The sequence below is a fragment of the Ancylomarina salipaludis genome (assembly GCF_004122035.1).
Classification (GTDB): Bacteria; Bacteroidota; Bacteroidia; order Bacteroidales; family Marinifilaceae; genus Ancylomarina; species Ancylomarina salipaludis.
Genome location: NZ_SAXA01000004.1, coordinates 103,845 through 128,827 on the forward strand (window position 1 = coordinate 103,845; position 24,983 = coordinate 128,827).

Annotated in this window: 22 protein-coding genes; 7 read left to right on the forward strand and 15 right to left on the reverse strand. The window is 36.0% G+C overall.

The window, feature by feature from the left end:
* Positions 1–35: 35 nt before the first annotated feature.
* Together EO244_RS05960 and add are read right to left on the reverse strand one after the other, a co-directional pair.
* On the reverse strand, positions 36–539 hold the full coding sequence (locus EO244_RS05960) for a hypothetical protein (protein ID WP_129253746.1): 504 nt from the start codon (positions 537–539) through the stop codon (positions 36–38).
* A gap of 1,656 nt (positions 540–2,195) precedes the next feature.
* On the reverse strand, positions 2,196–3,251 hold the full coding sequence (gene add, locus EO244_RS05965; RefSeq protein ID WP_206734501.1) for an adenosine deaminase: 1,056 nt from the start codon (positions 3,249–3,251) through the stop codon (positions 2,196–2,198).
* A gap of 259 nt (positions 3,252–3,510) precedes the next feature.
* Between add and EO244_RS05970 the strand changes: the two genes are divergently transcribed.
* Positions 3,511–4,089, forward strand: a complete 579-nt coding sequence (locus EO244_RS05970) for a peptidylprolyl isomerase (RefSeq protein ID WP_129253747.1) — start codon at positions 3,511–3,513, stop codon at positions 4,087–4,089.
* 56 nt (positions 4,090–4,145) lie between these two features.
* On the opposite strand, the gene EO244_RS05975 is transcribed toward EO244_RS05970, so the two are convergent.
* From EO244_RS05975 to EO244_RS05985, 3 genes are all read right to left on the reverse strand, one after another.
* Positions 4,146–5,099: a CorA family divalent cation transporter gene (locus tag EO244_RS05975; RefSeq protein ID WP_129253748.1), complete on the reverse strand. Its 954-nt coding sequence runs from the start codon at positions 5,097–5,099 to the stop codon at positions 4,146–4,148.
* Between the two features lie 186 nt (positions 5,100–5,285).
* Positions 5,286–6,365 (reverse strand): alanine racemase, encoded by a 1,080-nt coding sequence (locus tag EO244_RS05980; RefSeq protein WP_129253749.1) that lies wholly within the window; start codon positions 6,363–6,365, stop codon positions 5,286–5,288.
* Complete coding sequence (locus EO244_RS05985) at positions 6,365–6,811, reverse strand: GNAT family N-acetyltransferase (protein ID WP_129253750.1); 447 nt, start codon at positions 6,809–6,811, stop codon at positions 6,365–6,367. The genes EO244_RS05980 and EO244_RS05985 overlap by 1 nt, the downstream gene beginning before the upstream one ends.
* Positions 6,812–7,098: 287 nt before the next feature.
* On the opposite strand from EO244_RS05985, the gene EO244_RS05990 reads away from it, so the two are divergent.
* Entirely contained in the window at positions 7,099–7,485 is a 387-nt protein-coding gene (locus tag EO244_RS05990) for a hypothetical protein (RefSeq protein ID WP_129253751.1), read from the forward strand.
* A 432-nt stretch (positions 7,486–7,917) separates the two neighbouring features.
* On the opposite strand, the gene EO244_RS06000 is transcribed toward EO244_RS05990, so the two are convergent.
* The 5 genes from EO244_RS06000 to EO244_RS06020 all read right to left on the reverse strand — a co-directional run bounded on the left by EO244_RS06000 (position 7,918) and on the right by EO244_RS06020 (position 13,909).
* Positions 7,918–8,334 carry a GFA family protein gene (locus EO244_RS06000; RefSeq protein ID WP_241687949.1) on the reverse strand — a complete coding sequence of 139 codons (417 nt, stop codon included), beginning with the start codon at positions 8,332–8,334 and terminating at the stop codon, positions 7,918–7,920.
* Positions 8,335–9,315 (reverse strand): methyltransferase, encoded by a 981-nt coding sequence (locus EO244_RS06005; RefSeq protein WP_129253753.1) that lies wholly within the window; start codon positions 9,313–9,315, stop codon positions 8,335–8,337.
* A gap of 191 nt (positions 9,316–9,506) precedes the next feature.
* Positions 9,507–9,998: a DUF2938 domain-containing protein gene (locus EO244_RS06010; RefSeq protein WP_129253754.1), complete on the reverse strand. Its 492-nt coding sequence runs from the start codon at positions 9,996–9,998 to the stop codon at positions 9,507–9,509.
* Between the two features lie 78 nt (positions 9,999–10,076).
* Complete coding sequence (locus EO244_RS06015) at positions 10,077–10,925, reverse strand: AraC family transcriptional regulator (RefSeq protein WP_129253755.1); 849 nt, start codon at positions 10,923–10,925, stop codon at positions 10,077–10,079.
* A gap of 647 nt (positions 10,926–11,572) precedes the next feature.
* Positions 11,573–13,909: an ABC transporter permease gene (locus tag EO244_RS06020; protein ID WP_129253756.1), complete on the reverse strand. Its 2,337-nt coding sequence runs from the start codon at positions 13,907–13,909 to the stop codon at positions 11,573–11,575.
* A gap of 341 nt (positions 13,910–14,250) precedes the next feature.
* On the opposite strand from EO244_RS06020, the gene EO244_RS17000 reads away from it, so the two are divergent.
* Positions 14,251–14,535 (forward strand): reverse transcriptase domain-containing protein, encoded by a 285-nt coding sequence (locus EO244_RS17000; RefSeq protein WP_206734502.1) that lies wholly within the window; start codon positions 14,251–14,253, stop codon positions 14,533–14,535.
* Between the two features lie 473 nt (positions 14,536–15,008).
* Here the strand turns inward: EO244_RS17000 and EO244_RS06030 are convergent, their stop codons facing one another.
* From EO244_RS06030 to EO244_RS06050, 5 genes are all read right to left on the reverse strand, one after another.
* On the reverse strand, positions 15,009–16,160 hold the full coding sequence (locus EO244_RS06030; RefSeq protein ID WP_206734503.1) for an MBL fold metallo-hydrolase: 1,152 nt from the start codon (positions 16,158–16,160) through the stop codon (positions 15,009–15,011).
* 6 nt (positions 16,161–16,166) lie between these two features.
* A complete protein-coding gene (locus EO244_RS06035; protein WP_129253757.1) occupies positions 16,167–17,075 on the reverse strand; it encodes a helix-turn-helix domain-containing protein in 909 nt (302 codons plus the stop codon).
* Between the two features lie 42 nt (positions 17,076–17,117).
* Positions 17,118–17,933 carry an oxidoreductase gene (locus EO244_RS06040; RefSeq protein WP_206734504.1) on the reverse strand — a complete coding sequence of 272 codons (816 nt, stop codon included), beginning with the start codon at positions 17,931–17,933 and terminating at the stop codon, positions 17,118–17,120.
* Between the two features lie 525 nt (positions 17,934–18,458).
* Complete coding sequence (locus tag EO244_RS06045) at positions 18,459–19,007, reverse strand: cyclase family protein (RefSeq protein ID WP_129253759.1); 549 nt, start codon at positions 19,005–19,007, stop codon at positions 18,459–18,461.
* A 142-nt stretch (positions 19,008–19,149) separates the two neighbouring features.
* Positions 19,150–19,854, reverse strand: a complete 705-nt coding sequence (locus EO244_RS06050; protein ID WP_129253760.1) for an RluA family pseudouridine synthase — start codon at positions 19,852–19,854, stop codon at positions 19,150–19,152.
* 555 nt (positions 19,855–20,409) lie between these two features.
* Here EO244_RS06050 and EO244_RS06055 point away from each other — a divergent pair.
* The 4 genes from EO244_RS06055 (at position 20,410) to EO244_RS06070 (ending at position 24,907) form a co-directional block, all read left to right on the forward strand.
* On the forward strand, positions 20,410–21,648 hold the full coding sequence (locus EO244_RS06055) for a radical SAM protein (protein ID WP_129253761.1): 1,239 nt from the start codon (positions 20,410–20,412) through the stop codon (positions 21,646–21,648).
* A gap of 366 nt (positions 21,649–22,014) precedes the next feature.
* Positions 22,015–22,692: an MORN repeat-containing protein gene (locus EO244_RS06060; RefSeq protein ID WP_129253762.1), complete on the forward strand. Its 678-nt coding sequence runs from the start codon at positions 22,015–22,017 to the stop codon at positions 22,690–22,692.
* Between the two features lie 136 nt (positions 22,693–22,828).
* Complete coding sequence (locus EO244_RS06065) at positions 22,829–23,356, forward strand: FKBP-type peptidyl-prolyl cis-trans isomerase (RefSeq protein WP_129253763.1); 528 nt, start codon at positions 22,829–22,831, stop codon at positions 23,354–23,356.
* 237 nt (positions 23,357–23,593) lie between these two features.
* The gene (locus tag EO244_RS06070) at positions 23,594–24,907 is read left to right on the forward strand and encodes a dicarboxylate/amino acid:cation symporter (RefSeq protein ID WP_129253764.1); all 1,314 of its coding nucleotides are present in this window, start codon (positions 23,594–23,596) and stop codon (positions 24,905–24,907) included.
* The last annotated feature ends 76 nt before the right edge of the window (positions 24,908–24,983 follow it).

Sequence of the window (24,983 nt, forward strand, 5' to 3'; positions counted from 1 at the left end):
CCATGACAATTTAGCTTTTGTTTGTTTAGTAATTTCTAATTCTCCTCTAATATCGTGACATTAGTATAGTCCTCGTCGGTAAAAAAATATGAATATCTAAATGATAAGTCATCTAATTTTTCATATTGATAATTTGATTCAAGGTAGAGGCCATCTTTCCCTGCTTCATCTTTCTTAAAAATTAAAAGTAGTTCTGAATTAAAGATTATCTTTATTGAATCTCCAAGTAAGTTGTTCTGTTTCAATATACCTATTGGCCTTTCTACATTTTTGTTATTTGTGGGAAAAGTACCTTTAATTACGATTTCATCATTGGGAGAAATTAATATACTTTTCAAAGAACCTTCAGAGGTTGATAAAGTTTCGGATTCTTGTATTATACCCATTAAAACTAATTCTAATTGAGATTTTGAATTATTGCGATATACAAATTCAATATCAAATTCTCGCTCAGTAATGGTTTCACAACTAAGGGATAAAAATACGGAACTAATAACAGCAAAGGATATTAACCACTTGATCTTTAGAACTCTTTTCATATTTGGGTTGTTTATTATTAAACACAACGATTGTATAACATCAATATTAATGTTATTTCTCTTATGTTCTATTAAAAAAGTACTGCTGTCATTCCAATATGCAGGATAACAACCCCTTTGAATAGGGTACACTAAATTTAAAATTTATTTGAACGAAACAGGATGATGGAGCTAAGTAAAACGATAAACAGATGTAAAATAGAATGACTCTTCATAATAAAAGAGCAAATGTCAAATTGGGAAGGGAAAATCAGAAAAGTCTTAGAGGTTCTTAAGAGATAAAATGTGATTTATATAGCGGGGATAGCTTTTGATTTGGCTCTCTGACAATTTTCAGTCTGGAAGCCTGGTGTTTTCGCTATCTTTTGTGGGGCTAAAACTAGAGGTTTAAATCACATGGGCTTATGAAGCAAAAAGGAAACACCACCCCGTCGAGTAAACTCGCCACCCTTCCTCATAAAGGAGGGGAAACTGTTAGTTGATTTTGAGAGAGTTTTCAATAAATTAAAGAGCTCTTCTTTCTCCTCCTTTTTAAGGAGGAGTGCCTTCTTCCGAATTATCGGGAGAAGGCGAGGTGGTTCTTTTAACCTCATCTATTAGTTCTTCTAAAAACTCAAAAAATCACTTGTTTTCACCACCCCGCCAAGCAGAGTTTGCCACCCCTCATCCTTCGACAGCATCTCGGCAACACTTCGACTACGCTCAGTGCGGCGTCTCGATATAACAGCTCAGGAACCGGGAGAAGGAAATTGTTACCCCGATTCAAGTCTGAACAGATATGGGGTTTAGTCATACTCTGATATTTACAGCTTACTCATAATCAGAGTATAACAATTCAATTCTCTACGCATTTCTCTATTAAGGGGTTTCTGAGTGCGTTGTCCCGGGTTTTTCGAAGGATAGGGCAGTGTTCGTTTTTTTCACTTTGATTCAAAATCAAATTTGCTCCACTAAAATTTAGATCTGTTGCTTTAAAAGATACGCCACTTGCTTTAAAATTAAAATCACTTGCTCTAAAATCTTAATAAGTTGTTTCAAAATTCAAATAACCTGCACTAAAATTCTGCTCAGTAGTCTTAAAATTTAAATTACTTGCTCTAAAATCTTAGTAAGTTGTTTCAGAATTCAAATAACCTGCGCTAAAATCCTGATTAGTTGTCTTAAAATTTAAATTACTTGCTCTAAAATCTTAATAAGTTGTTTCAAAATTCAAATAACCTGCACTAAAATCCTGCTCAGTAGTCTTAAAATTTAAATTACTTGCTCTAAAATCTTAGTAAGTTGTTTCAAAATTCAAATAACCTGCACTAAAATCCTGCTCAGTAGTCTTAAAATTTAAATTACTTGCTCTAAAATCTTAATAAGTTGTTTCAAAATTCAAATAACCTGCACTAAAATTCTGCTCAGTAGTCTTAAAATTTAAATTACTTGCTCTAAAATCTTAGTAAGTCGTTTCAAAATCTAAATAACCTACTCTAAAATTCTGATTAGTTGTCTTAAAATTTAAATTACTTGCTCTAAAATCTTAATAAGTTGTTTCAGAATTCAAATAACCTGCACTAAAATCCTGATCAGCTGTCTTAAAATTGAGATCTGTTGTTGAAAAAGGATGCAATAATGGCGTTTAAAAAAAACTATTGCATCCTTATAAAGAGCTTAAATATAATCCTTATGGATTTCCAGGCCTTTTTCTTTCAGTTCCTGACTGATTCGTCTTAATAACTTCACTTTTTGATTTAAGGGAAGAAAAGCCGATTTAAAACCATTCGTAATCAGGTACTTTATTTCTTTAGGAGAGAAATTAAATTCCTTAATGGCCAACATGTATTCGTCGGTCAGTGTGGTTTTCGAAATTAATCGGTTATCCGTATTGATGGTGACCCTTAGCCCCATATCAAAATAGAAACGAATGGGGTGTCGGGAATAGGATTCAATCGCTTTGGTTTGAAGATTCGAGGTGATGCACATTTCAAGCGGAATACGATGGTCATTCACATAGTTGAGCAGATCGCCATCTTCTTTTAGTCGGGTGCCATGTCCAATTCGGTTGGCTCTTACATGATGCAAGGCCTGATGGATGGATTCCGGTCCGTAGGCTTCGCCCGCATGCACCGTTGTGTTGATATTGTTATTGATGATCAGATAAAAGGCTTCTTTATGGTCTTTGGCAGGGAAGTTTTTTTCGGCACCAGCCAAATCGAAGCCCACAACGCCGTAATTCTTATAGGCAACGCAAAGTTCGGCCAGGATATTGGTTGTTTCAGGACTTAAATGACGCAGCCCGCAGATGATGATCCCAATGGTGATATCAAAATCCTTTTCGGCTCGGCTTTTACCATCGAGCACGGCTTCAACCACTTTACTTAGCGACAGGCCCTTTTCAACATGAAGAATAGGAGAGAAGCGAATCTCGAGATATCTGATGTTTTCTTCGGCACAATCCTCAGCCAGTTCGTAAGTGGCCCGTTCCAAAGCAGCTTTGGTTTGCAGAACCGAACAGGTCATATCAAATGGTCGTAGATAATCGGTGAGGCTTTTACAATTGTGACCGACTTCCAGTATTTTGCGCAATTTTTCAGGATCTTTTTCGGGTAATTCAACCTGATTCTGCTTGGCTAGATCGATAATGGTTTCAACGCGCATCGATCCATCCAAATGGCAATGAAGTTCTGCTTTGGGTAAGCTTTTTATAAATTCTCGTGTTAGTTCCAATTTTAAATGATTTTGTTAATAGAAAATAGCAAGCTTTCTAATAATAAAATGGTTGTGTATTTATCTTGTCAACAGAGATTGGATGATTGTTATTACTTAACGTTTCACAAAGGTATCACTAATTTTTTGAAATGATAGAGTCAGTCTAAATAAGATGCTGTTTTCAGATTTTATTTGGGGGTTAGGCTTGTATAATTCAATAAAAGAGAGCAAATTGCATGACCGAATGTCTAACCTAATTTAAAGTCCCGATTTAAGAATGAAACCCTGCACTGCCTTTATTTTTCTTTGTTGCTGCCTGTTTGCCTGTTCAAAACCGCAATACCCCCTTGTTGAAATTAAAACCGATTTGGGGATGATAGAATTAGAGATCTATGAAAACGAAGCACCGATTACAGCCAAACATTTTTTAGCCAATGTAGACAAGGGTATTTTTGCTGAGGCGTGTTTCTATAGGGTTGTGCACATGAACAATCAGGAGGGGAGAGAGATTAAGATTGAGGTGATACAGGGCGGTTTATTTCACGATTCTATTGTCGATAGCATGCCGACCATCCGTCACGAACGAACCGATCAAACGGGCATTCTACACAAAGATGGTGTGATTTCGATGGCGCGCAATCTGCCGGGTTCGGCCAGTACCGAGTTTTTTATTTGCGTAGGCGATCAGCCTCAATTGGATGCAGGCGGACTTCGAAATCCAGATGGGCAGGGGTTTGCCGCTTTTGGAAAAGTCATCCGCGGAATGGATGTGGTTCGGAAAATTCAAATGCAAAAAGAAGAGAACCAGATGCTCGTTGAACGCATTCCAATTCTTTCGATGAAACGGATAAGATAACAAGATCTTTCTCTTTAATTGAGAGGGAATTATGCCTGGTTAGGGCCGATTTCAGGCTAAAACCATTTTTTCCTTTTGAAATAGATTAATGGAAAGATAAAACTTAAAATCAGAAGCAGAATAATAAGGGGATATCCCAAAACCCATTGTAATTCGGGCATGTATTTAAAATTCATGCCATAGATGCCGACAATCAGGGTTGGTAAGGAAATACAAACGGTGATGATGGTCAGGATTTTGAAAATCTTGTTTTGTTCCAATTCGATTTTACTATTGATATTCCCACTCAAGTCATCCAATCGGTTGAAGTTATAGCGTAAATAGTCTGCAATGACTGTCAGGTCGTCTATTTCTTCGTTTATCTTATCGAATGAAGTGTCGTTATACTTACTGCTCTTTTTTAATAAGAGAAGGATTTTTTGAAATTCAGAGAGGGACTCTCTAATGAGCAGGTTATTGAATTTTAAGGCTGCAATATAATCCAGATCATTCTCTTTAAATTGTTTGGATTGAAGCGTTTTTTGAAAAAGATCCTTTATTTTTTTTGAAATCAGTTCAACGATATCGGCATAGTAGTCCGAGATGACACCAATCTGAAACAGAAAGAGTTGATGATAGCTTTCAAATGAAGTGCTCTTAAGGTTGTAGATATACTGGGTTAATTGATTTAAACTTTCCTCGATATCAGGTGAAAGAAATGTAAAAACAATATTGTTTTTAATCAGAATGTAAATATCCTTTTCTTCAAAATAAGTGTTGGCTGAATAGCTTGGAATCGTAAAGTTTAAAGATAGTTGCGTGTTGGATTCGATATAATGCGAACTGATTTCGATATCCTCTTTTTTACTGAAAGAAGTTAAGTCCAGATCGAATTTTTGGGCAATTGTTTCCAAATCGGAATGATGGAATCCGATAAACCGAATACTAAAAATGGAATCGGCTTGGTATTCAATTTCATTTACAGACTCGTAAGTTTGTACCTCATTGTTTTTGTAGTAGATTTCAATCATGCTTGGTTATTTACTTTAAAATCAATGGACTCATGCATTCAGTTTGATACGACCTTTAAATTTTAGATTCGGTTTTTTTGCATATGGACTGAACCGGATTTCAGGTGATCTCTAATAGCTTAGGATAAAGTTGGAACGGCCAGGACCGTTCCAACTGTTATACCTTATTTTTGCCTAAACCGGAATTTAATTCCCGTTTTTAATTTTCTTATCAATATACTTAGAATTTATGATTCTGAGAATACCCATATAATCTAATTTGAATTCAATTAAATCACCAACCTTATAGTTCTTTTTATTTTCATCAAGGTCAATGACAATCATATCTGAACTTGCACCTGCAAATTTGATGTTTTTATCAATCAATTCAAGATGATCTGGTTCCACATCGAGCAGACCCAAATCAATAATTGCCCGATACGATGTTTTTCCAATATTCGACTGGTCAAATTCAAAGCTTTCACCTTCAACATTTGTCCCAAATTCGCCCATCGGAACAACAGGCTTTTCGATGAGTTCAATTATCTCAGAATACAAACGGAACACATCCGAATGCATTTTCTTAAATTTGGTATTGTTGTAAATGTCTGTCCCTAAAAATAAGGTTTCGCCTACCCTGAAATGGTTAATCCCCTTAGGTAAAAGATTTTGAAAAATCAAGGGGATTGTTACAGATGAACCCCCTGAAACATAGGGGATTTGTTTGTTAAATTTAGCTTCAATCAGTTGTTCGTACAAACTGAGCTGAATTAACTTGTCGTGATTGGGTAAAACACCATACAAGCACGACAGATTTGCTCCAATTCCCACAACCTGTATGTTTTCCAACTGAAACACACTTTCATAAAAATCCATAAAATCCTCACCGAGAACACCTTCTCTAAGCTCGCCCAATTCAATCATAATAATGATTTTATGAGTTTTATTCTGCTTTTTGGCTTCTTTTGACAGGAGCTTTATGGTTTCAAATTCAGTATTTAAGCTGATATCCGCGTATCTTACGATACTTGCTATTGAACGTTTAGCAGGCGGTTTAATGTAAATTGTTTCAATATCAGGTTTGATGGATTTTATAACCTGTAAATTCGAAACACGAGAGTCGCACACCTGTTTAATATCAAATTTCAATAATTCGCTTAAAAACGTTTTGTTTCCACTCAAAATTTTTGAAACGATAGACAGTTCAATATTATTCTTTTTAAACAGTGTGTTGAGGTAGTTAAAATTTGCTTCTAGTTTTTTTATATCTAATGTTATAAACGCCATTATTTCTCCTTTTTATATCGCATTTCTATATACTTGCTGCTAAACCCAACTTTTTCGTATAAAAATCGTGCTGGATTTTCGGGTTCAACATGTAGAGCAATGCTTCCTTCTGCGGAGTCGATGGCTTTTTGCATTAGGGCTTTTCCTATTCCTTTCCCTCTGTGGTTTTTGTGAGTTGCAATATAAACCAGGATATTTTCCGGAATATAGTCTTTCATTCCGGTTTGGTTAACGACTACTGCACCTGAAATCTCATCGTGTAAGTACGACACCAAAATGAATCCACCAAAAGAAACGCTTTCTTTCAATGCATAAGCAACTGCTTTTTCAATATCGGGTTTGGGATCTCCGTATTCCTGCAAGTTGTCAAATAGGAAGTTAATTAGGTTACTTTTTTCTTCTAAATTCGGTTTGTTCTTAGTATTAAATACTTTTGTTTCAACCATAAAAATTTATCTTTTTTAAATTAAAATATCGTAGTCCATTATAATTAAATATTTGAGAAATCCAAGTTTAAAGGCATTTTCCTGGGTTTTGCAAGTGTGGTGATTGGGCTTTTTTCATCTCTGAATAGACTGTATTTAGTAGATTAACAGTTAATTAGGATATTAGGAAGTGCATGTATTCATCTTGGTTTAAATTTTTTGAGAATTAGTGTGATATTGGTTTAATGGTATGATTTTTGACACGCTGGAGTTGTATATACATTAATGATAACCTAATGCTTCTACTGATGAAAAATGCATTTTTAGTTTTGTTTTTTGCTTTACTGTTCACAAGTTGCGCAGTGAAGCAATATACTGTTCAGGTACCCCAAAGTGTTGATATGCCTAAAAAGGTTCTGTTTCTTTCTCAATCGGGAACTCAGTCTTCTCTTTACCAAACCGTAATCGATTTGGAGAATAATGAGATGGTTATTTTGGAATTTGCCTCCAGTCGTTTGTCTATTGTTTATCGCACCGGTGTGATTCTTGATCCTAAAGATTATAGAGGAATGAAGGTGGAGGGAACAGATGCACCTACGAAAAGTGAGTCTGATAGTAAAGATTTGAATGAGAAGAGCGGAAGTCATACGGATGGCAGCTCAGGCTTGAACGCGAATCCGACGAATAAGTTATAAGGATTGTTTTTGTCAACTCGGGCGAGCAGATAATAAATCTGCAGGAGTCAAACAAAAGGCTATCCATCTTATTGTATGGACAGCCTTTTTTAAATTGTTACAGTTTAATGTTGAAAAATACGCTACTCCACCACAAAGCGCTTTTCTACGATTAAGTTCTCATCGGTGTCATGAGCCGCCATGTGATACTGCCCGGGAACAATTTCATCTTCCGTCTCGAAACACCATCCCATGAAGATATTGGAGCTACTATAGCCATTCTGTTCCCATTGCGAACAGGATTGAACGATCTCTTATGATGAGTATTCGTTGTTTTGAGTATTATATCGACTGTCTTTTTTGATAAAAGGATGTTCAATATAGTTTGTTCTTGAGTTTTTTTCTGGCATTCTTTTAATTGATTTGTGATAGTTGCCCCATTGTAATCTTGGTTCAGTTGCAATCTTTCTTTGGGAACTGGTCGAATTTGGGAAGATTTTCTAAGTTAGTATCCCAGTTTGCTTTGCTTTTTAAAAAGACATGAGCCTGAGCTTGAATGGGAACATCAGTTTCGAGACAGCCTGCGGGAACAACCAGATGTTTACCATCTATCTGTATATTTGGGAGTGCAGATCCACAGTTCGGGCAAAAGCTTTTGAAATGCCTGGTTGATTTGTATTGAAATGTTTTGACTTGATTCTCACCTGATAACCATTTTAAGCGTGCGGTTGAAGAAAACAAATTTGCAGCGTGAGCAGAGCCGGTATCCTTACGGCAATATTCACAATGACAAAGAAAAAAACTTTCAAAATCGCCATCTATCTCGAAGCTAATTTTGCCACAAAGGCATGATCCTGTATGTTTCATCATTTAATTCTTTTTAAACCCAATTACTTGTGCGATATCTGATTCCAATACCCGTTTTGAGATATCGGTAAAACCGGCTTTTTTCATCCATTGACTGACTTCATTTTCGGAATAACAATTACCACCTTCAACCCCAACCAGCATATTAATCGAAAAAATAGCCCCCTGTGCAGGTTCTGTTTTTGCATCGTTCATGATCCAATCCTGAATGATTATTTGACCACCGGCATTTAAAGAATTGTAGCACTTTTTTACTAAGGCCTGGTTGGTTTCGTATGAATTGCTGTGAATGATGGCCGACAAAAAGATCAAATCGAAATCTAGGGGAAGTTCATCCCTCGTGTAGTCGCCGCTATAGTGTTCAATTTTACCGGAAAAACCTTCTTCTTCAACAATTCTTTTTGAAATCGGGATGACATTGGGTAAATCGAAAATTGCAGCTTTTAAATCCGGTTTTCTCTTTATGAATTCCATAGAGAAACAACCCGAACCTCCACCGACATCCAATACCGATTCTACATTTTGTAAGTTGAGTTTTGAAATTTGAGAGGGGGCTTGCTTTTTTCCTCTATCGTGCATGGCACTGATAAATGCCTCCAGCCATTCATTACCTCTTTGGTTAATTTCAGTTGCCTGGGCAGGCTTTCCGGTTTTCACCACATCAGTCAACTGACTCCAGGTATGCCATAAATGATTCATATGCATCAATCCACCCAAATAATCCGGACTGTCTTTCGAAAGCTGTTGATAGCTTTCCTTTGTATTGCTGTACTTCCCATTGGTTTTTATCAATAGGTTTAAAGCGACAAGAGCGTTTAACAATCGTTCTGTAGCATTTTTATGAGAGTTTAAGGCTTTTGAAATTGTTTCAGAATTGTAATCGTTTTTACCGATAAATGTGAAAAGATCCAATTCGTAAGCCGTTAATACTATTCTGCTCTTCTGAAATGCCATTGTCATTTCTCTGAGTGCCATTGGATTCATAAGCTTTTTTTTTAAAGAGATGGGATTATTATCAAGCAAGTCGTGCGTAATAAATTTACTTAAATTATATTTCTATGAAGCTTAATTTAATGATTCTTAATTAAATATTTATAGACTTATGATTCTGAATAAATATCCAGAATTTGTTTTTGACAGTAAACTTCGAATGGCATTCATTTTTTGAATGACGTTTAAAAGAGTTTTGTTATTTGATTTAATATCAGAGTACTTAGGTATAAACCAGATCCGTAGACTGAGTGTGTGATAAGACTCATCAGTCTTGCTTTATTGGGATCAGGTAAATTTGAACCTGCTATGCCAAAACCAAAAGCAGGTTGCATCAAAAAAAAAGGAGCAATAATGGTGATTATACCCACAAGTAGTGCGGGAGTAAATGTTGGGGTCTGGAACCATTTTTCGCCAAAAACGAATAGCAATAAAAAGGCAAAGGTGATCCCGATAAGGTAATGAGCGATCCAGCCCAAAATTTGCTCATGGGAAACAGGTGGTGCATCTGTAATCTTCTGATGAAAAAATTTACCATTAGGAAAGTGGCCTATCCAGCGCCCCACAAATTGATAATCAAGAGATTTAACACCCAGGATTTTTAAAATCAAGGCATATCCATCCATGGTAAGCGTAGCTCCTATGCCAATTAAAATTGTTTGTACGATTGAATTCATATTGATGTTTTTTATTTCCAACAAAAATAGATCAGGAAATAAGCTCACTAATAGGACAAAACTCAAGATGAATAGGACTTATTTAAAATTCTGCCGAAAGGATTCGGGTGTTTGTCCTGTCTGCTTTTTAAAGAATCGAATGAAATAGGAGGGGTCTTCGAAACCTAAATGATAAGCAATTTCTTTGACTTGGCTTGAGCTTGCCATAAGGTTTCTCTTAGCTTCAAGTGTAATGCGCTCATTGATTAGTTGAGAACAGGTTTTTCCTAAAGTCTTTTTTGTTATGGCATTGATCTGATAGGAAGTTAGTTTTAGCTTTTGGGCATAATAGCTCACTTGTTTATTCTCATAAATATGAATTTCTAACATCTCTAAAAGATCTTCAAGGAGCGCCTGGACATATGCATTGTTGCCCGTTGAAATGTTAGCGTTTTTGGTATGTCGGAACAATTCTATAAACAAAAGATCCAGATTTGCCCGAATGCTTTCCAGGTACATTAGCTCCTTATTAGCATACTCATTAAAAATACATTCCAAAATAGGAATGTATTTTCGATAAGTTTTAGCATCGAGCTGGTAATAGTTATTCAGGCTTGCGAGGCGAAATGCTCGTCTTTTCTGCTTATTTTCAGTAGAGATAAAACTGGGGACGAATCCCATTAAGTAGCCTTTGCTTCCTGCTTTTAATAGAAGTTGATGAACTTGTCCGGGACGTAGAAAAAAAATGGAGTAATCCTTAATTGGATAGTTGGCAAAATCAACTTGATGTTCGCCGTCTCCTTTTTCAATAGCCAGTATAAAATAGAAATTATGACGGTGAATTCTTTCAAGCATATCGCATTCAGCGAGTAAAGCATCGAGATGACTCATCGCAAAACTACCTGACAAATTGGGCTCTTTAAGGTTTCTTACCTGAATTTCTTGCATTCGAAATATGACGTTTATATTTTGGACAGACCTCAGTTTAATCACATACCCCTAAAATAAGGTAGGTGAGTCCACCGGTATTTGTTAATTGTACTAAACTTTGGCACTGTTCATCAGAACCCATGAAATTTAGCATTTGTGTTTGTTACGTAACTCAAAAATATAGAAAACCGCATAATATACTATTTTCATACAAATAGGACGAGTTGATTTATAGGTGTTGATTTTTTTCAAGCTGGAAAAAGGTAGTGAATTATTCAATTTGTCGAGTTGTGCAACGGTTACTTTTGTTATAAACATATTGGGCATCTTTGCTCGTGCTGCAAGCCAGGGCTCGTTTAGTTAGGACATCAGACCTTTGATATAGAAAAAGCTATGGGAGAGGGGAAATGCTATCAGGAAAGATGCCTGAAAGGCAATGCAAAATAAGCCATTGTAAAAGTGCCCGGAGAAATCATGTACGTGATGTGCAATAGAGTGAAATATGAACTAGGAATAGCCTAAAGCAAACAGAATGCATTTTAGTGATGAGTAATTAATAGCGCGGCGGATTGACTTTTCATTTCTTTCAAAAGCTAATGACAAGAAGAGATCTCGTCAACCAGCAAGGGGTAGGACTGAACCTCTTATTGCCATATTTTTGAATTCTACTCATATTTCAATGTCTCTACAGGATTTGCTCTTGCAGCTTTCCAGGATTGCCAACTTATTGTAAGTGCAGTAATCGTAAAAATTATGAGTGCACCCAATAGAAATACCCACCAGTTTAATGAGATTTTGTATGCAAAATTCCCGAGCCATTTTGTCATGAGATACCAGGATATCCAAGCGCTAATCACAACTCCTACTAGGAACCATTTCAGAATATCTTGATTAAGGTAAACAACAATCTCCGTAATTTTTGCACCACATACTTTTCTTATACCAATTTCCTTCGTTTTCAATTCAGTGTTAAAGGTAATTAGACCAATCAGTCCGATACAGGATAGGAGAATGGTTAAAATGGTAAACACAATAATTCCAAGTGAAATTTTATTTTCATTTACATACAAACTTTTAACCTGATCATCGATAAAACTATAACTGAATAGTTGGTCGTAAAACTGAGTAAATTGATTTTTTATGGCATTTAGTCCTGGTTCTGTGTTTTGATTGATTTCCACAAACATTCTATTCTTTGTAGCGCTGTAGGCGAATAACTGTGGTTGAATAGTGTTGGAAAGGTTCTGAAAATGGAAATTTTTAACAACTCCAATAATTTCAAATTTATTTTCACCTTGCCATAATATCTTACCAATTGGACTGCTAAAGCCAAGTAATTGCGATAGCTTTTCATTTATTATCACTTTAGTTTCATCCGTTTTTGCTCCTGAGAAATTCCTTCCTTCCAAAAGTGGGATTTGGAAAATGTTTAGGTAGGAATCATCCACAGTCAAACGATAAATGGAGGTTGAAGCTCCTTCCTCTGATCCATCCCATTTCCAGTTGTCTGTCATGAAAAACGGGCTCACATCAACAGGTGAATTCCCCGCAAAAGAAACTTGTGTGATATTGGGATTCGACAGAAGATTATTTTTTATGGTCTCAAAATCTTTCTCGCCCTGAGGGGGCAAGTAAATTTCAACAATATTATGAGAATTGTATCCTAAATCGAAATTATTTAAGTAGCTAGTTTGCCGAATGATAAACAAACAAACGATAGTCAGTGAAATTGATAAGATAAATTGACTGATTACGAAAGCATTTCTTAACCGGCCTTGATAAACCGAAGACCTGTTGCTTTGAATTTTAGAGAAAGGCGAATAGGAGCTCGTAAGCAGTGCAGGATATAAGCCCGAGATGATTCCAATCATCAGGAATGCTCCAATCGTCCCTAAAATGTAACTAATTATCAGATACCTTGAAGAAATATTAACATCTAAAATTAATTTAAAATAACGAATGAACAATGCAGACAAAAGAATAGCCATTACACTCGCAATAATCGAATTAATAGCGGATTCTACAAGAAAGTATTTCAAAATAGTTTTGGAACTTGCCCCGTGAATTTTTCGGATACTCACTTCCCCTGTTCTTTTAATTAGATAAGCGGACACCAGATTGATGTAGTTTAAGGAAGCTAATAGTAATATCAGTATAGCAATCCCAATAAATGAAAATAACTTCAGGTAATTACCATGCTTCGCATTAAAAGCCCCAAAATTAGCGCCATACCTGTACTTTTCGATAGGCAACAGATCAATACTAAATTGTTCGTATTTAATATTTTCTCTCCAAATCGTATTTGCCATTTGTTTGGTGCTTTCGATGTCAGTGTTGGGGATCGTTTTAATAATAGTGTTCGTCGAAAGCGGCCACCAGCTTGAATCATTCCCCTCTTCGATTTGATTCGAAACAATGAAATCAAACTTTAAACTCGAGTTCTCAGGGATATCCCTAAGGATGCCTTTCACCGTTAATAGGTTATTATTAGGATATTCTATGACTTTACCCACCGGCGATTCAGCCGGAAAAAGCTTTTTAGCAAGTTTTTCTGTTATAAAAATAGAATTCGGCTTGTCTAAATCGTTTATACTTCCATATAGTAAGGGGAAATTTAATACCTCCAGCATTTTTGAATCTGCTGCTACGCCACTTTCTGGATATTTATTGTTTCCAATTTTTAATACTCTCTGCCCATATAGGTACATAAAATTGAAACTGTGTTCAACAGAAGGTATTCTGTTTTTGAGTTCCTGAGCTAAGGCCGTTGGCGTTTCTGCTAAGGTCACATTATCCCCATTTTCAATCTTCATCTCAGTTGTCACCATATAAATAGACTCTGAATGATCATGAAAGCTATCATATTGTAATTCTTGAATCGTCCAGGCAGTAATTACAAAAACACAAACTAAGCTAATGGTTAATCCAATTAAGCTAATTACCGTATGGTTTTTTAACAGGGAAATTTTTCTTAAAGCAGTTCTGATATTGTACTTCAACATAATAATTCGTTTTTTTCACAGGAAAATACAAGAATCACCCCACTTTTTTTATCATTCACAAAATCAAATGTTTATCAAAGAAACACAATAATTTAATGTGTCAAATTATCATACAATCATTGTCAATGTTTTGGACATTGTATAGGATCGTTTAGCATGAAGGCTAACAATCCTGCTAAGTTTAGTGGGCGATTCAAAGAGTTATTTTATCCACTGACCAAGGGGAGCTCATGAAACGAAGTGAGTAAACCGCCAAGTAAGCAAGCCGAATAAATTTATATATTATTTTATTATAGAACGCTTGTGTTGTTAAATAAAGAAAGCATTTAAATAGGGAAGGCATGCCTCAAGGCAGTCCCTTAAGTCCTTTATTGTCCAATATCATGTTGCATGAACTGGACACGGAATTGGAAAAGCAGGGTTTGCGGTTCATTTGCTATGCTGACGATTTTAGTATTTATACTAAATCAAAAACTACCGCCCGAAAAGTAGGCAACAGGGGCTACACGTTTTTACAAAATAAACTCAAGCTGACTATTAATCGGGGAAAGAGTGGTATTCGGCGACCCGTTCATTTTACAGTTTTGGGTTTTGGTTTTGTGCCAACCTACAAGAAAGGTGAATGAGGCAAGTATCAATTGGTGGTGTATGAAAAGAGTTGGAAGAAGCTCAAACAAAAGCTAAAAATCATCACTGGTACCGAACGAAGTGAGATTATGAACACCTTTTTTAATAGAATTCGTGAATAAAAAACCCGAAAAGAAAAGGCGTAGCCTTATTCAGTTGGGAGTTGAAGCTGGACAATCCTATACATGGTCACGTTCACGTAATGAGGAACGAATTCATGAATGCCTTGTTATAAAATTATTAGTGAATAGACCCGTATGTACGGCGGTGTGAGAGGTGGTTGTTGAGCTTGCCGAAATATTCTCCGCTAGGCCATTAGCCTAGCGGCAGCCTACTCGATTAGGCACTGGCGATTTATTTTTTGTCATATATAATCAATCTTTACAATCGAAGTGCTTCCCTCGCAAAGTGCGTCTGCGTGGGAAGGGCTGGGTGGTTGCTACTGCCCTAGCTTGTCCATTTTTTATGATTTCTATCTTAGATCATTCCACCAGTTCGTAAATGTTTGATTGGTATCGTTTAGATTTAGCGGTGCTCCAATCATTGGAGTTAAATGTGGGATTTTGCTGTTTTTGCCAAGTTCGGTGATTGTTTTCAATGGATCGAACCAAGCGTGTTTTCCTAATGCAAATTTTGAGTTATGAACGGGCATTACTCTTTTCGCCTTCAAATCGGTTGCTGCTTGAAAAAATTGACTGGGTAACGTATGTATGAATTTCCAATTGTCATGATACTGTCCCAATTCGAGAATAGCCAAATCTACCGGGCCAAATTTGTTGCCGATTTCGGCAAAGAATGTATCGTAACCACTGTCTCCGCCAATAAATATTTTGGTTGAAGGAGTACTGAGGACGAATGAAGCCCAAAGAGTTTTATTTCTTACAAGTCCTCGGCCAGAATAATGTCGGGCTGGAGTTGCGTGAATTTCCCATGCTGAATCTAAAACTGCTTTCTCGTACCAGTCGAGTTCGGAAATTTTGGTTGTATCGAATCCCCAGTATTCAAAATGAGAACCTACTCCCAGAGGACAAATAATATGTTTTGTTCTGTCTTTTAGTTTCAATACGGTTTCGTAATCAAGATGGTCCCAATGGTCGTGCGTGATAATTAAATAGTCGATATCGGGCATGTTTTCAGCCTTGTACCAATCGGTTCCGTTAAAAGCTTTGTTCATCGATTTAAAAGGGGCTGCATTACTACTTAATGCGGGGTCAACAAGTATTTTCTTTCCTGCAATTTGCATGAAATAAGAAGAGTGACCCAGCCAAACCAAAATATCGGTTTTGGGGTCTAAAGCCTTTAAATCGGTTTTAACAAATGGAATTGTGTTGACAGGATTACGGTATTCAACTTTTTTAGAGAAAAATCTATACGCTTCAACTACGACACTTCTGTCACCAGCCCAAATAGGAGATTCAGACAGGTTTACAAACTTACCGTCTTTGTAGTTGGGCGATTTTTTAATTCGTTCAAGCCGCTTGTCATTTGGATTTTTACCGTATTTCGATTCGCTGAAAACGACTAATGATGTGCTAAGAAGTGCAACTATTAAAATAAGTATAGTCCACATGATATGTTTCACTTTAATTGATTTTACAATTTTCAAATTATATTTGTTTTTCATTGCCTGTTAATTCTTGTTTCGGAACTCTAAAGGCGACATTCCTGTTTTGGATTTAAATATCCTTGAAAAGTATTGAGGATACTCGAAACACAACTTATAAGCTATTTCGCTAACTGTGCTATCGGAGTTCATCAATATATTTTTGGCTTCTTCGATTAAAAAGAAATGTATATGGTCTTGTGCATTCATCCCTGTTTCTTTTTTTAATAAATCGCTCAAATAATTGGGTGAAAGATGAACGCTTTCGGCTAGATATTTCACCGTAGGCAAGCCTTTTTCTTTTATTGAACCTGCACAAAAATAGTTCTGCAAATGCGTTTCGACTTGTGTGAGAATATCTTTATTCGAGTTTTTGCGGGTGATAAATTGCCGTCCGTAATAGCGTGAACAATAATTTAAAAGCAGCTCGATGTTCGAAACAATGAGATTTTGTGTATGTGTATCGATATTCTCGTCCAGTTCGCTTTGTATTTTAAGAATGCAATCGTAAAGGATTTGCTTTTCTTTGTCGGACAGGTGCAATGCTTCTGAAGTTTCGTAAGAAAAGAACGTATAATCCTTCATCTTTGCGCCCAAAGAAGTTCCTCGAATAAGGTCGGGGTGAAATAACAAACCCCAACCTGTCATATTTTCTTTCTTTTCTATCTGGCTATCCATTACAATTACTTGCTTTGGAGCTATGCAAAGAAGGCTTCCCTCTTGGAAATCACACTTTTGCTGACCATAGCGAATGTGATTTGTACAGTAGTTTTTAAACATGATGCAATAAAAATCCATTGTTATTTGAGTACCTTCTTCAATAGATTGGTCAATTTTGCTAAAATCAACAATGGTAATCAGTGGATGTTTAACACTTTTATTTGAGCCAAACTTATTAATGTCATTTATGCTTCGAAATTGGATAATCGGTTTCATCTTAATTTATGTTAAAAAAAATGTAAAATATACAAAAAATACTTAGCCCAAACTTAGTATCATTTTATCGAACATTTTGTCACTTAACCATTTCCTCATAAACAATGATGGTTTTGCCATATAACCTGCTGCGTATCGAGTTTTTGGTTTTTTAGTGGTAGCCGCTTTAGTAATAACTTTTGCCAATTCTTCTGGGGTTGTAAGTTTGTTAGAACCATAGCTTTTATTCATAAATGCTAGAGTTTTATTAACTCTTTCAGAGTAAGCTCCTTTGCCCGATATTTTTTTTAGGTTTTCTACTGCAATTGGTCCCCAAGGAGTATTTACTCCACCTGGTTCAACAATAACAACATCGATACCGAATGGTTTTGTTTCAAGCCTTAGACAATCTGACCAACCTTCAAGGGCGTGTTTGGTAGCGTGATACCATGCACCGAAAGGGCTATAAACTTTACCACCCATCGAAGAAATATTAATGATTCGACCGTATTTGTTTTTGCGCATACTTGGCAGAACTAGTTGCGTAATGCGTGCCAAACCAAAGATATTTACTTCAAACTGCCTACGGGCTTCATCAATTGGCACATCTTCAATCGCTCCGTACGAACCATATCCTGCATTGTTTATTAATATATCAATTCTCCCTTCTTTTGAAAGAATTGTTTCAACACATTTTACTATGGATTCATCATTTGTCAGGTCTAACGATATAATTGATATTCCATGAGTTTCTATTTTTTTCATTTTATTCACACTTCGTGCAGCACCATAAACTTTATAACCTTGTTTGCTTAATAAAATTGCCGTGGATTCTCCCATTCCGGAAGATGCACCTGTTACAAATACTACTTTTGTCATATCCATTCATTTTATAATTATGATACAAAAGTCCGACAAAAAAGACAGCGGGTGTTAATACAAATCCACGATAGTTGTATAGTTTTTACGGTTTTAAAGTTTTCTGAATCAATTATTGCAGAATCTATCAACGAAGCGGGTGCTGTGGAAAAAAAGTAAGTATTTAGCAGCGAGGCTTCAGGGAAGGACTGCCAAACTGTTGCTTTGTGCGTTTATTCTTTTTTTATCACTGCAAAATTATCACTGACTTTTCTTTCTTAGGCTTGCTGGTACTTGTTTAAAACAACCATATGGCTATTATTTCCTATATCTCTTCTGAAAAGGTGTTGTTATCCTGACCTAATTGGAGGGATAAGAACACTTCTGAGTGTTGGCGCATTATAATTATAAATTATCTAAACTAAACAATATTCTGACCACAAGTAAAACCATAAACAAATGTAAAATAGAATCGCTCTTCATAATAAATACTTAAAGACAGATCTTAAAAGTATCAGGGTCTAATCCACTGTTCCATTATCAAGCCTAATAGCCATAAATTTTGCAGGTTTTACCTGTTGACCTGCTTGAGATATCGATTATAATTTCAAGTTTGTTTAAGGGCATTGCCATATCTGAGTTAATCAAAATGTTCTCGATAACAAAGCAGGACATTTGTTCACATTTTTGGTCAAATCGGATATGTTCCTCTCCATGATTGCCGATGCCACAAGCATCAATTAAAATGAATTGTGGTTTTTTTGAAAGAATACGATCGAGAACATTTTCTGATAAGAATGTATTTGTCTCTCCGTAGGACTTTGTACCGTAGCCGTACTTATCCAAAACGCCGGTGTAAAGTATAAGGGCTTTATTTTCGAGTTCCAAGTCTTCAATATCGCTTGCTGATGGCATGCCATCTAAACAATTAATAAGGAGAAAATCCAATTCGTAGTGAGATTCCTCAGGAACCTTTGAATAGCAGTCAATATGAGTGCCTATATGACCAAAGGCATTAACCGAATCGGATTGCTTTTTAGCCCATTGGTAGGCGGGATGATCTTCTGATAGATTAAGATTTAATTGATGTTTCATTTTTTTCTTGTCAATAATCGATACAAGAGGGCTATACGATATAATATTGTGGTTGCGAGGGGGATGACTTTCAGAATAGTCTTATTATTAATTCTATTTCAATCATTAAAAATCTACCTCAAAATTATTTTAGCTCATTTGCTTATTTAATCAGCTGCTTAAAATAGCTGGGCGTATTGGCTTCAAAGGTCATTTCCTTTTTGGTATGGGGATGTCTGAGGGTTAATTTTGCAGAATGAAGCGCTAGGCGTTTGATTCCCATGCTTTTCCCACCATAAACCTTATCACCGGCCACCGGACAGCCTTGTTCGGCAAAATGCACACGAATCTGATTTTTTCGTCCTGTATACAAATGGATATTCAATAAACTAAAGCGTTCCGACTCTTTAACAACCTTGTAGCCGGTTTTGGCGAACTTGCCCTTGTCAGCATTTCTGACTGAGAAAACACGATGAATACTATTTTCAGCCAAATAGGAGGTAATGATGCCCTCTTTCTCATGCATTTTACCTTCAACCACCGCTACATAACTCTTACTAAAACTTTGCCATTCATCCTGAAGGAAAAATTTTGCTTTTTCTGTTTTTGCAAAGACCAATACGCCTGAGGTATCCTTATCCAAACGGTGTACAATAAAAATTCGGTTCTTCGATTTCAGACTGCCTTTCTTCACATACTGACTTAAAAGAAAATAGGCCGTTTTTTCTCTTTCCCGGGCACTTGCCATGGTCAGTAAACCACTCACTTTGTTTACGACAATAATATCCTGGTCTTCGTAAAGTATGGTTAGCCCTTTGGGTTGGTATTTATTCGACGGTTTTTTATTTTTCTTCTGAATTTCTTCCATATGTATCAATATAAATAGCCAGGTTTTTTGTTTGCTCGTTATACAAAACGAGGGCGATTGGTTCCGCCGGTAGTAAATGATTTTGGTTCATTTATTATTCTGCAAAGATTGCGCTTTCATTTTGATTTTTTTTTAGAAGGATTCTAAATCATATTAAAAAGTGAGGAGAGTTAAAATGGAATCTGATAGGGTGTAATCTTAAAAATGAGCTCAATTTTATTATAACTTAACTTTTAATTAGGATAAGGCTTCTGCATTAAATTTTAGCGTACATTTGTTATAATCATGTCAACAAAAACAATTACATATATTCTTTCCAAAGGCTATCCAAATCTGGATGGTCACTTGATGTTTTTGTATATTTTTTCCGAGCTTTAATTTATTACCATCCTATAGATTATTCACTCGTTTTACGAACAGGTCGTTTCTAATGACTGACTTTGGGTAGGACTTTGTCGAATTTCTCTCTTGAAAGCGATGGTTCTTTTGATGAACTGTTCAATTGCAGTGCTTTATCATATTTATGTTATTAATTTCACTTAACGAATTGAATCAATGGAAGCCTCAGACATCTATGACAATGACCTTGTTAATAGAAATTGTAAAGATTTTATAGAATTCCCTCAAATTAAATGGCTTAATGCCTATAGGGATGAAGACTTATTAAGCCGAAGAGCCGACTTGTTGGATTTTACAAAAGACAGTCTGTTGTTTAAGGGGACTAAACCCTTTTATAAACAAATTTCCAAGGGCTGTAAGCTTTGCGGGGCAGGTTTTTGGAGCTGTTTGTTTATCACGGGCAGATGCAATGCAAATTGTTTTTATTGTCCCACATCGCAAACGCATGACGATCTGCCTACCACTCAGGGGCTAAGTTTCGAATCGGCATCGGCTTATGCTGAATATGTCAACCATTTTAAGTTTAAAGGGGTTGGCTTTAGTGGAGGAGAACCCTTCTTAGTTTACGACAGAGTCATCGATTTTCTCAAGAAGCTCAGAAAAAAGTGTTCTCCCGATTTATATATTTGGCTTTATACCAATGGGATACTGGTTGATGAAATTAAGCTGAAGAAACTGGCTTCGCTGGGTTTAAACGAAATAAGGTTTGATATAGGGGCCACAGACTTTAGTCTCGATAAGGTGAAAATGGCTAAGGGGATTATTGAAAATGTGACCATTGAAATTCCTGCCATTCCTGAGGAATTGGAAAGAATGAAATTGCTCTTGCCTGAGATGATAAAAGCAGGAGTGAGCAATCTGAATTTGCATCAGCTCAGACTAACAAAATACAATGCTCCTAAACTTTTAAAAAGAGATTATACCTATGTAGCCGATGAACGACCGCTGGTTTTGGAATCGGAAATCATGGCGTTGGAACTGATAAAATATGCCACGGAGGCTCATCTTGAAATAGGGATTAATTATTGTTCATTCAATTTTAAACATCGTTTTCAGAAAGCAGGATTCCGTTCTCAAATTGCCAATGCTTTAGCCGATGATTCTGAAATCATTAATACCAATGGTTTTGTCCGCAATTTGAAAGGGCATCAGTTAAGTTACGAACGGATTTCGGTTGCTGACTTTGATAATCAAACTGGTTTGACTCTGGATTTAGAGTACAAAAAATATAGTGTAAAGAGGGATGTTATCATGAAGAATATCGAACTGACTCCTGAACAGTTATCGGAAGTGGAAATTTTAATTAGTAAAGGAGAGACCGAAATTCCAAAGGACGAGTTATTGTATCAGATTTGGCGAATAGAACATATCGAAAATAAACTGCGTAAGTTTTAATGGAAATTCTATTGTTAAATTAAAGAGTTTTAGTAAGTTCTGTTTTATAAGACCGACGTATTAACCTAAAGAGAGTTTGTGATTTGCTGAAAACGCACAATTACAAACTCTTTTTTATTAGCAAATTTAATATTTGAAAAAGATATATATGTTGCTATATAAAGTAGAAGGCTTTTATTTATGAATAAAGATGTGAATGTATTGAAATATAATAGATTGTTTCTAAATTAAGTTTAATGTTTTGTTGTAATTTTTGTTCATAAAATAAATACTTATATTAACTGATAACTTTGTTATAATGAAGCATATTACAAAAATTTGCTTTATAATATGCTTTTCAGGGAGTATATACAATTATATTAAGCTATGAAAAAGGTATTTCTATTGTTTTCTATCCTGTTTTTTTGCTGTTATGACATGCAATCTCTAGCTCAGAGTACAGGAAAGGTCTTAGTTCCAAATTTATCTGCATCTTATAAAGGGGCATTAAAAAAGGGTTTAGCTCATGGTGATGGAGAGGCTATCGGAATAGATTCATATATGGGGCATTTTAAAAAGGGTTATCCTGATGGAAAAGGAACCTATATATGGGAAAATGGAGATTCCTATACTGGAGAATGGTGTAAAGGCTTACGAAGTGGAGAAGGCGAATTCCATACCAAAATTAACAATCGGGATACGTTATATAAAGGTCTTTGGAAAAATGATAAGTATTTGGGACCAAAAGTTATTTATCCGAGAGTTCTTTGCAAAAGGAGTATTGATCGTTACCAATTTAAACGAGTTAGTGAAGGTCGCCTTTTGAGTATAAAAATGATGCAGAATGGGAACATTAATAATTCAATAACAAATCTTATTATCGATGGAGATAGTGGTACAAAATTCCATAATGGTAATATGTTGGGGTTTGAAAATTTTGAGATTCCGTTTAAATGTTCTGTCCGGTATATTACCCAAAATAAGCTCAGAAGGGATAGTTATACGGTGATATTTGAATTTGAAATAACACAAATGGGAAATTGGGAAGTACTTTTACACAATTAGATAAAAGAAATGAAAATCTCTCTCTTTTGGACATTGATTCTTAATTTTAGACCAAAAACTCTTTTTTTTTATTTGACTTGCCAAATAAAAAGCGTTTCTTTGTCAAAAATTTATCAATTATTAAAAGATTTAAGTTATGACTATTGCTAAGGATAAAGTAGTATCAGTTATATATGAGTTAAGAACTGATCTTGAAGGAGAAATCATCGAGAAAGCAGTTGCTGAAACTCCATTAACATTTCACTGTGGTGCAGGACAAATGTTAGAGAAATTCGAAGCGAACCTAATGGGTCTGTCTGTAGGTTCATCATTCGATTTTAAATTGGCTACTGAAGAGGCTTATGGTCTTGCTTCTGAAGAGGCTGTTATCGATTTGCCAAAGAACATTTTCGAAGTTAACGGTGAGTTCGATTCAGAAATGATTCAAGAAGGTAATGTTGTACCTATGCAAGATAGCTCAGGACGTCGTATGAATGGTATTGTTCTTGAAGTTGGTGAAACTACTGTTAAGATGGACTTCAATCACCCATTAGCTGGTGACGATTTGTATTTCAAAGGTGAAGTTATCGAAGTTCGTGACGCAACTCAGGAAGAAATGGATGCGCTTAAAGCTGAAGCTCAGGGGTGTAGCCCAGGTGGTTGCGGTGGCGGATGTTCTTGCTAATCCTCGAAGAAAAGAATCAGAGTTGAATACATTCACTCTGTAAAGATATAACCCGGGAGTCATTGACTTTCGGGTTTTCTTTTGGACTCTATTTTTAACCACAGATTATACAGATTTTCACAAATTAAAATTAATAGGAGGATATATACATTAACAAATCTCCATATCCTCGCATCCTCTCATTTATGTATTTCGCTAATTATTGTATATTTAGGCTTCATTAAAAAAACGGGAGATATGACAAAGAAAAAGATGCCACTTTATGTGAAAATATTAATCGGAATGGTTTTAGGTGCTCTTGCAGGTCTTTTGGCCGTTAAGATGGGTTGGGATCGATTTACCTTTAATTGGATTAAACCCTGGGGAGCTATCTTTTTAAACCTATTGAAACTGATTGCCGTTCCTTTAATTTTTGTTTCTTTAGTCAAGGGTATCTCAAGTTTATCAAATATCTCAAAACTTTCACGAATAGGTTTTAAAACCATTTCGCTTTATGTGATTTCCACAGTGATTGCGGTGAGTTCGGGTCTGATTTTAGTTAATACCATACAGCCGGGCAATACCTTTCCTCAGTCCAAGAAAATAGAGCTTCAGGAGAAATACCATTCAACAGTTGATTTAAAGAAAGATCAGGCTGCTAAGGTGAAAGAAGAAACGCCTCTGCAATTTTTAGTTGATATGGTGCCGTCCAACTTTTTTCAGGCGGCCAGTGATAATACAAAGATGTTGCAAATTATCTTTTTTGCGATTTTGTTTGGCATCGCAATGGTTTTGCTTGAAGAAAAGCAGGTTAGGGTGGTTCGTGATTTTTTCGATGGGATAGATGCCATTATTCTTAAAATAATCGATCTGATTATGGCTTTTGCGCCTTATGGTGTCTTTGCTTTGATTGCAGGTTTGATCGTTGATTTTTCAGCAGATGTCGATTTGTTTGCTGCCTTAGGTTTATATGCCATAACTGTAACTGTGGGTTTGATGGTGATGATTTTCATTATTTATCCACTTTTCTTGCGTTTGTTTACACCTGTTTCTTACCGCGATTTTTATAGAAAGATTAGTCCGGCTCAGTTACTGGCTTTTTCAACTTCTTCTTCAGCTGCGACATTACCTGTTACGCTTGACCGGGTTGAGAATCATTTGGGTGTTGCCAACGAAGTCGCCAGTTTTGTATTACCTGTAGGTGTGACCATCAATATGGATGGGACCAGTTGCTATCAGGCTATTGCAGCTGTATTTATTGCCCAGGTCTTTGGTGTGCCCCTTGATATTTACGATCAGTTATTAATTGTAATGACGGCGACTTTGGCTTCTATTGGGACACCGGGTATTCCGGGTGGGAGTATTGTAATGCTGATTATTGTACTGTCCTCAGTGGGAATTCCTATAGAAGGACTAGCCTTGATTTTGGGTATCGACAGACCTTTGGATATGTTGCGAACCGTAGTAAATGTAACTGGTGATGCTACCGTCGCTACCATTGTGGCCCAATCTGAAGGTAAATTAAACTACAAGCCCCAATTAATACCTCAAACTGTTGAAGTGAAAAAGTAAGATGATATAACCCGACAGAGTCGAAGACCTGTTGGCGTTAGAAAATTGAAATAAATCAATGCTGTAGGTTACAAGC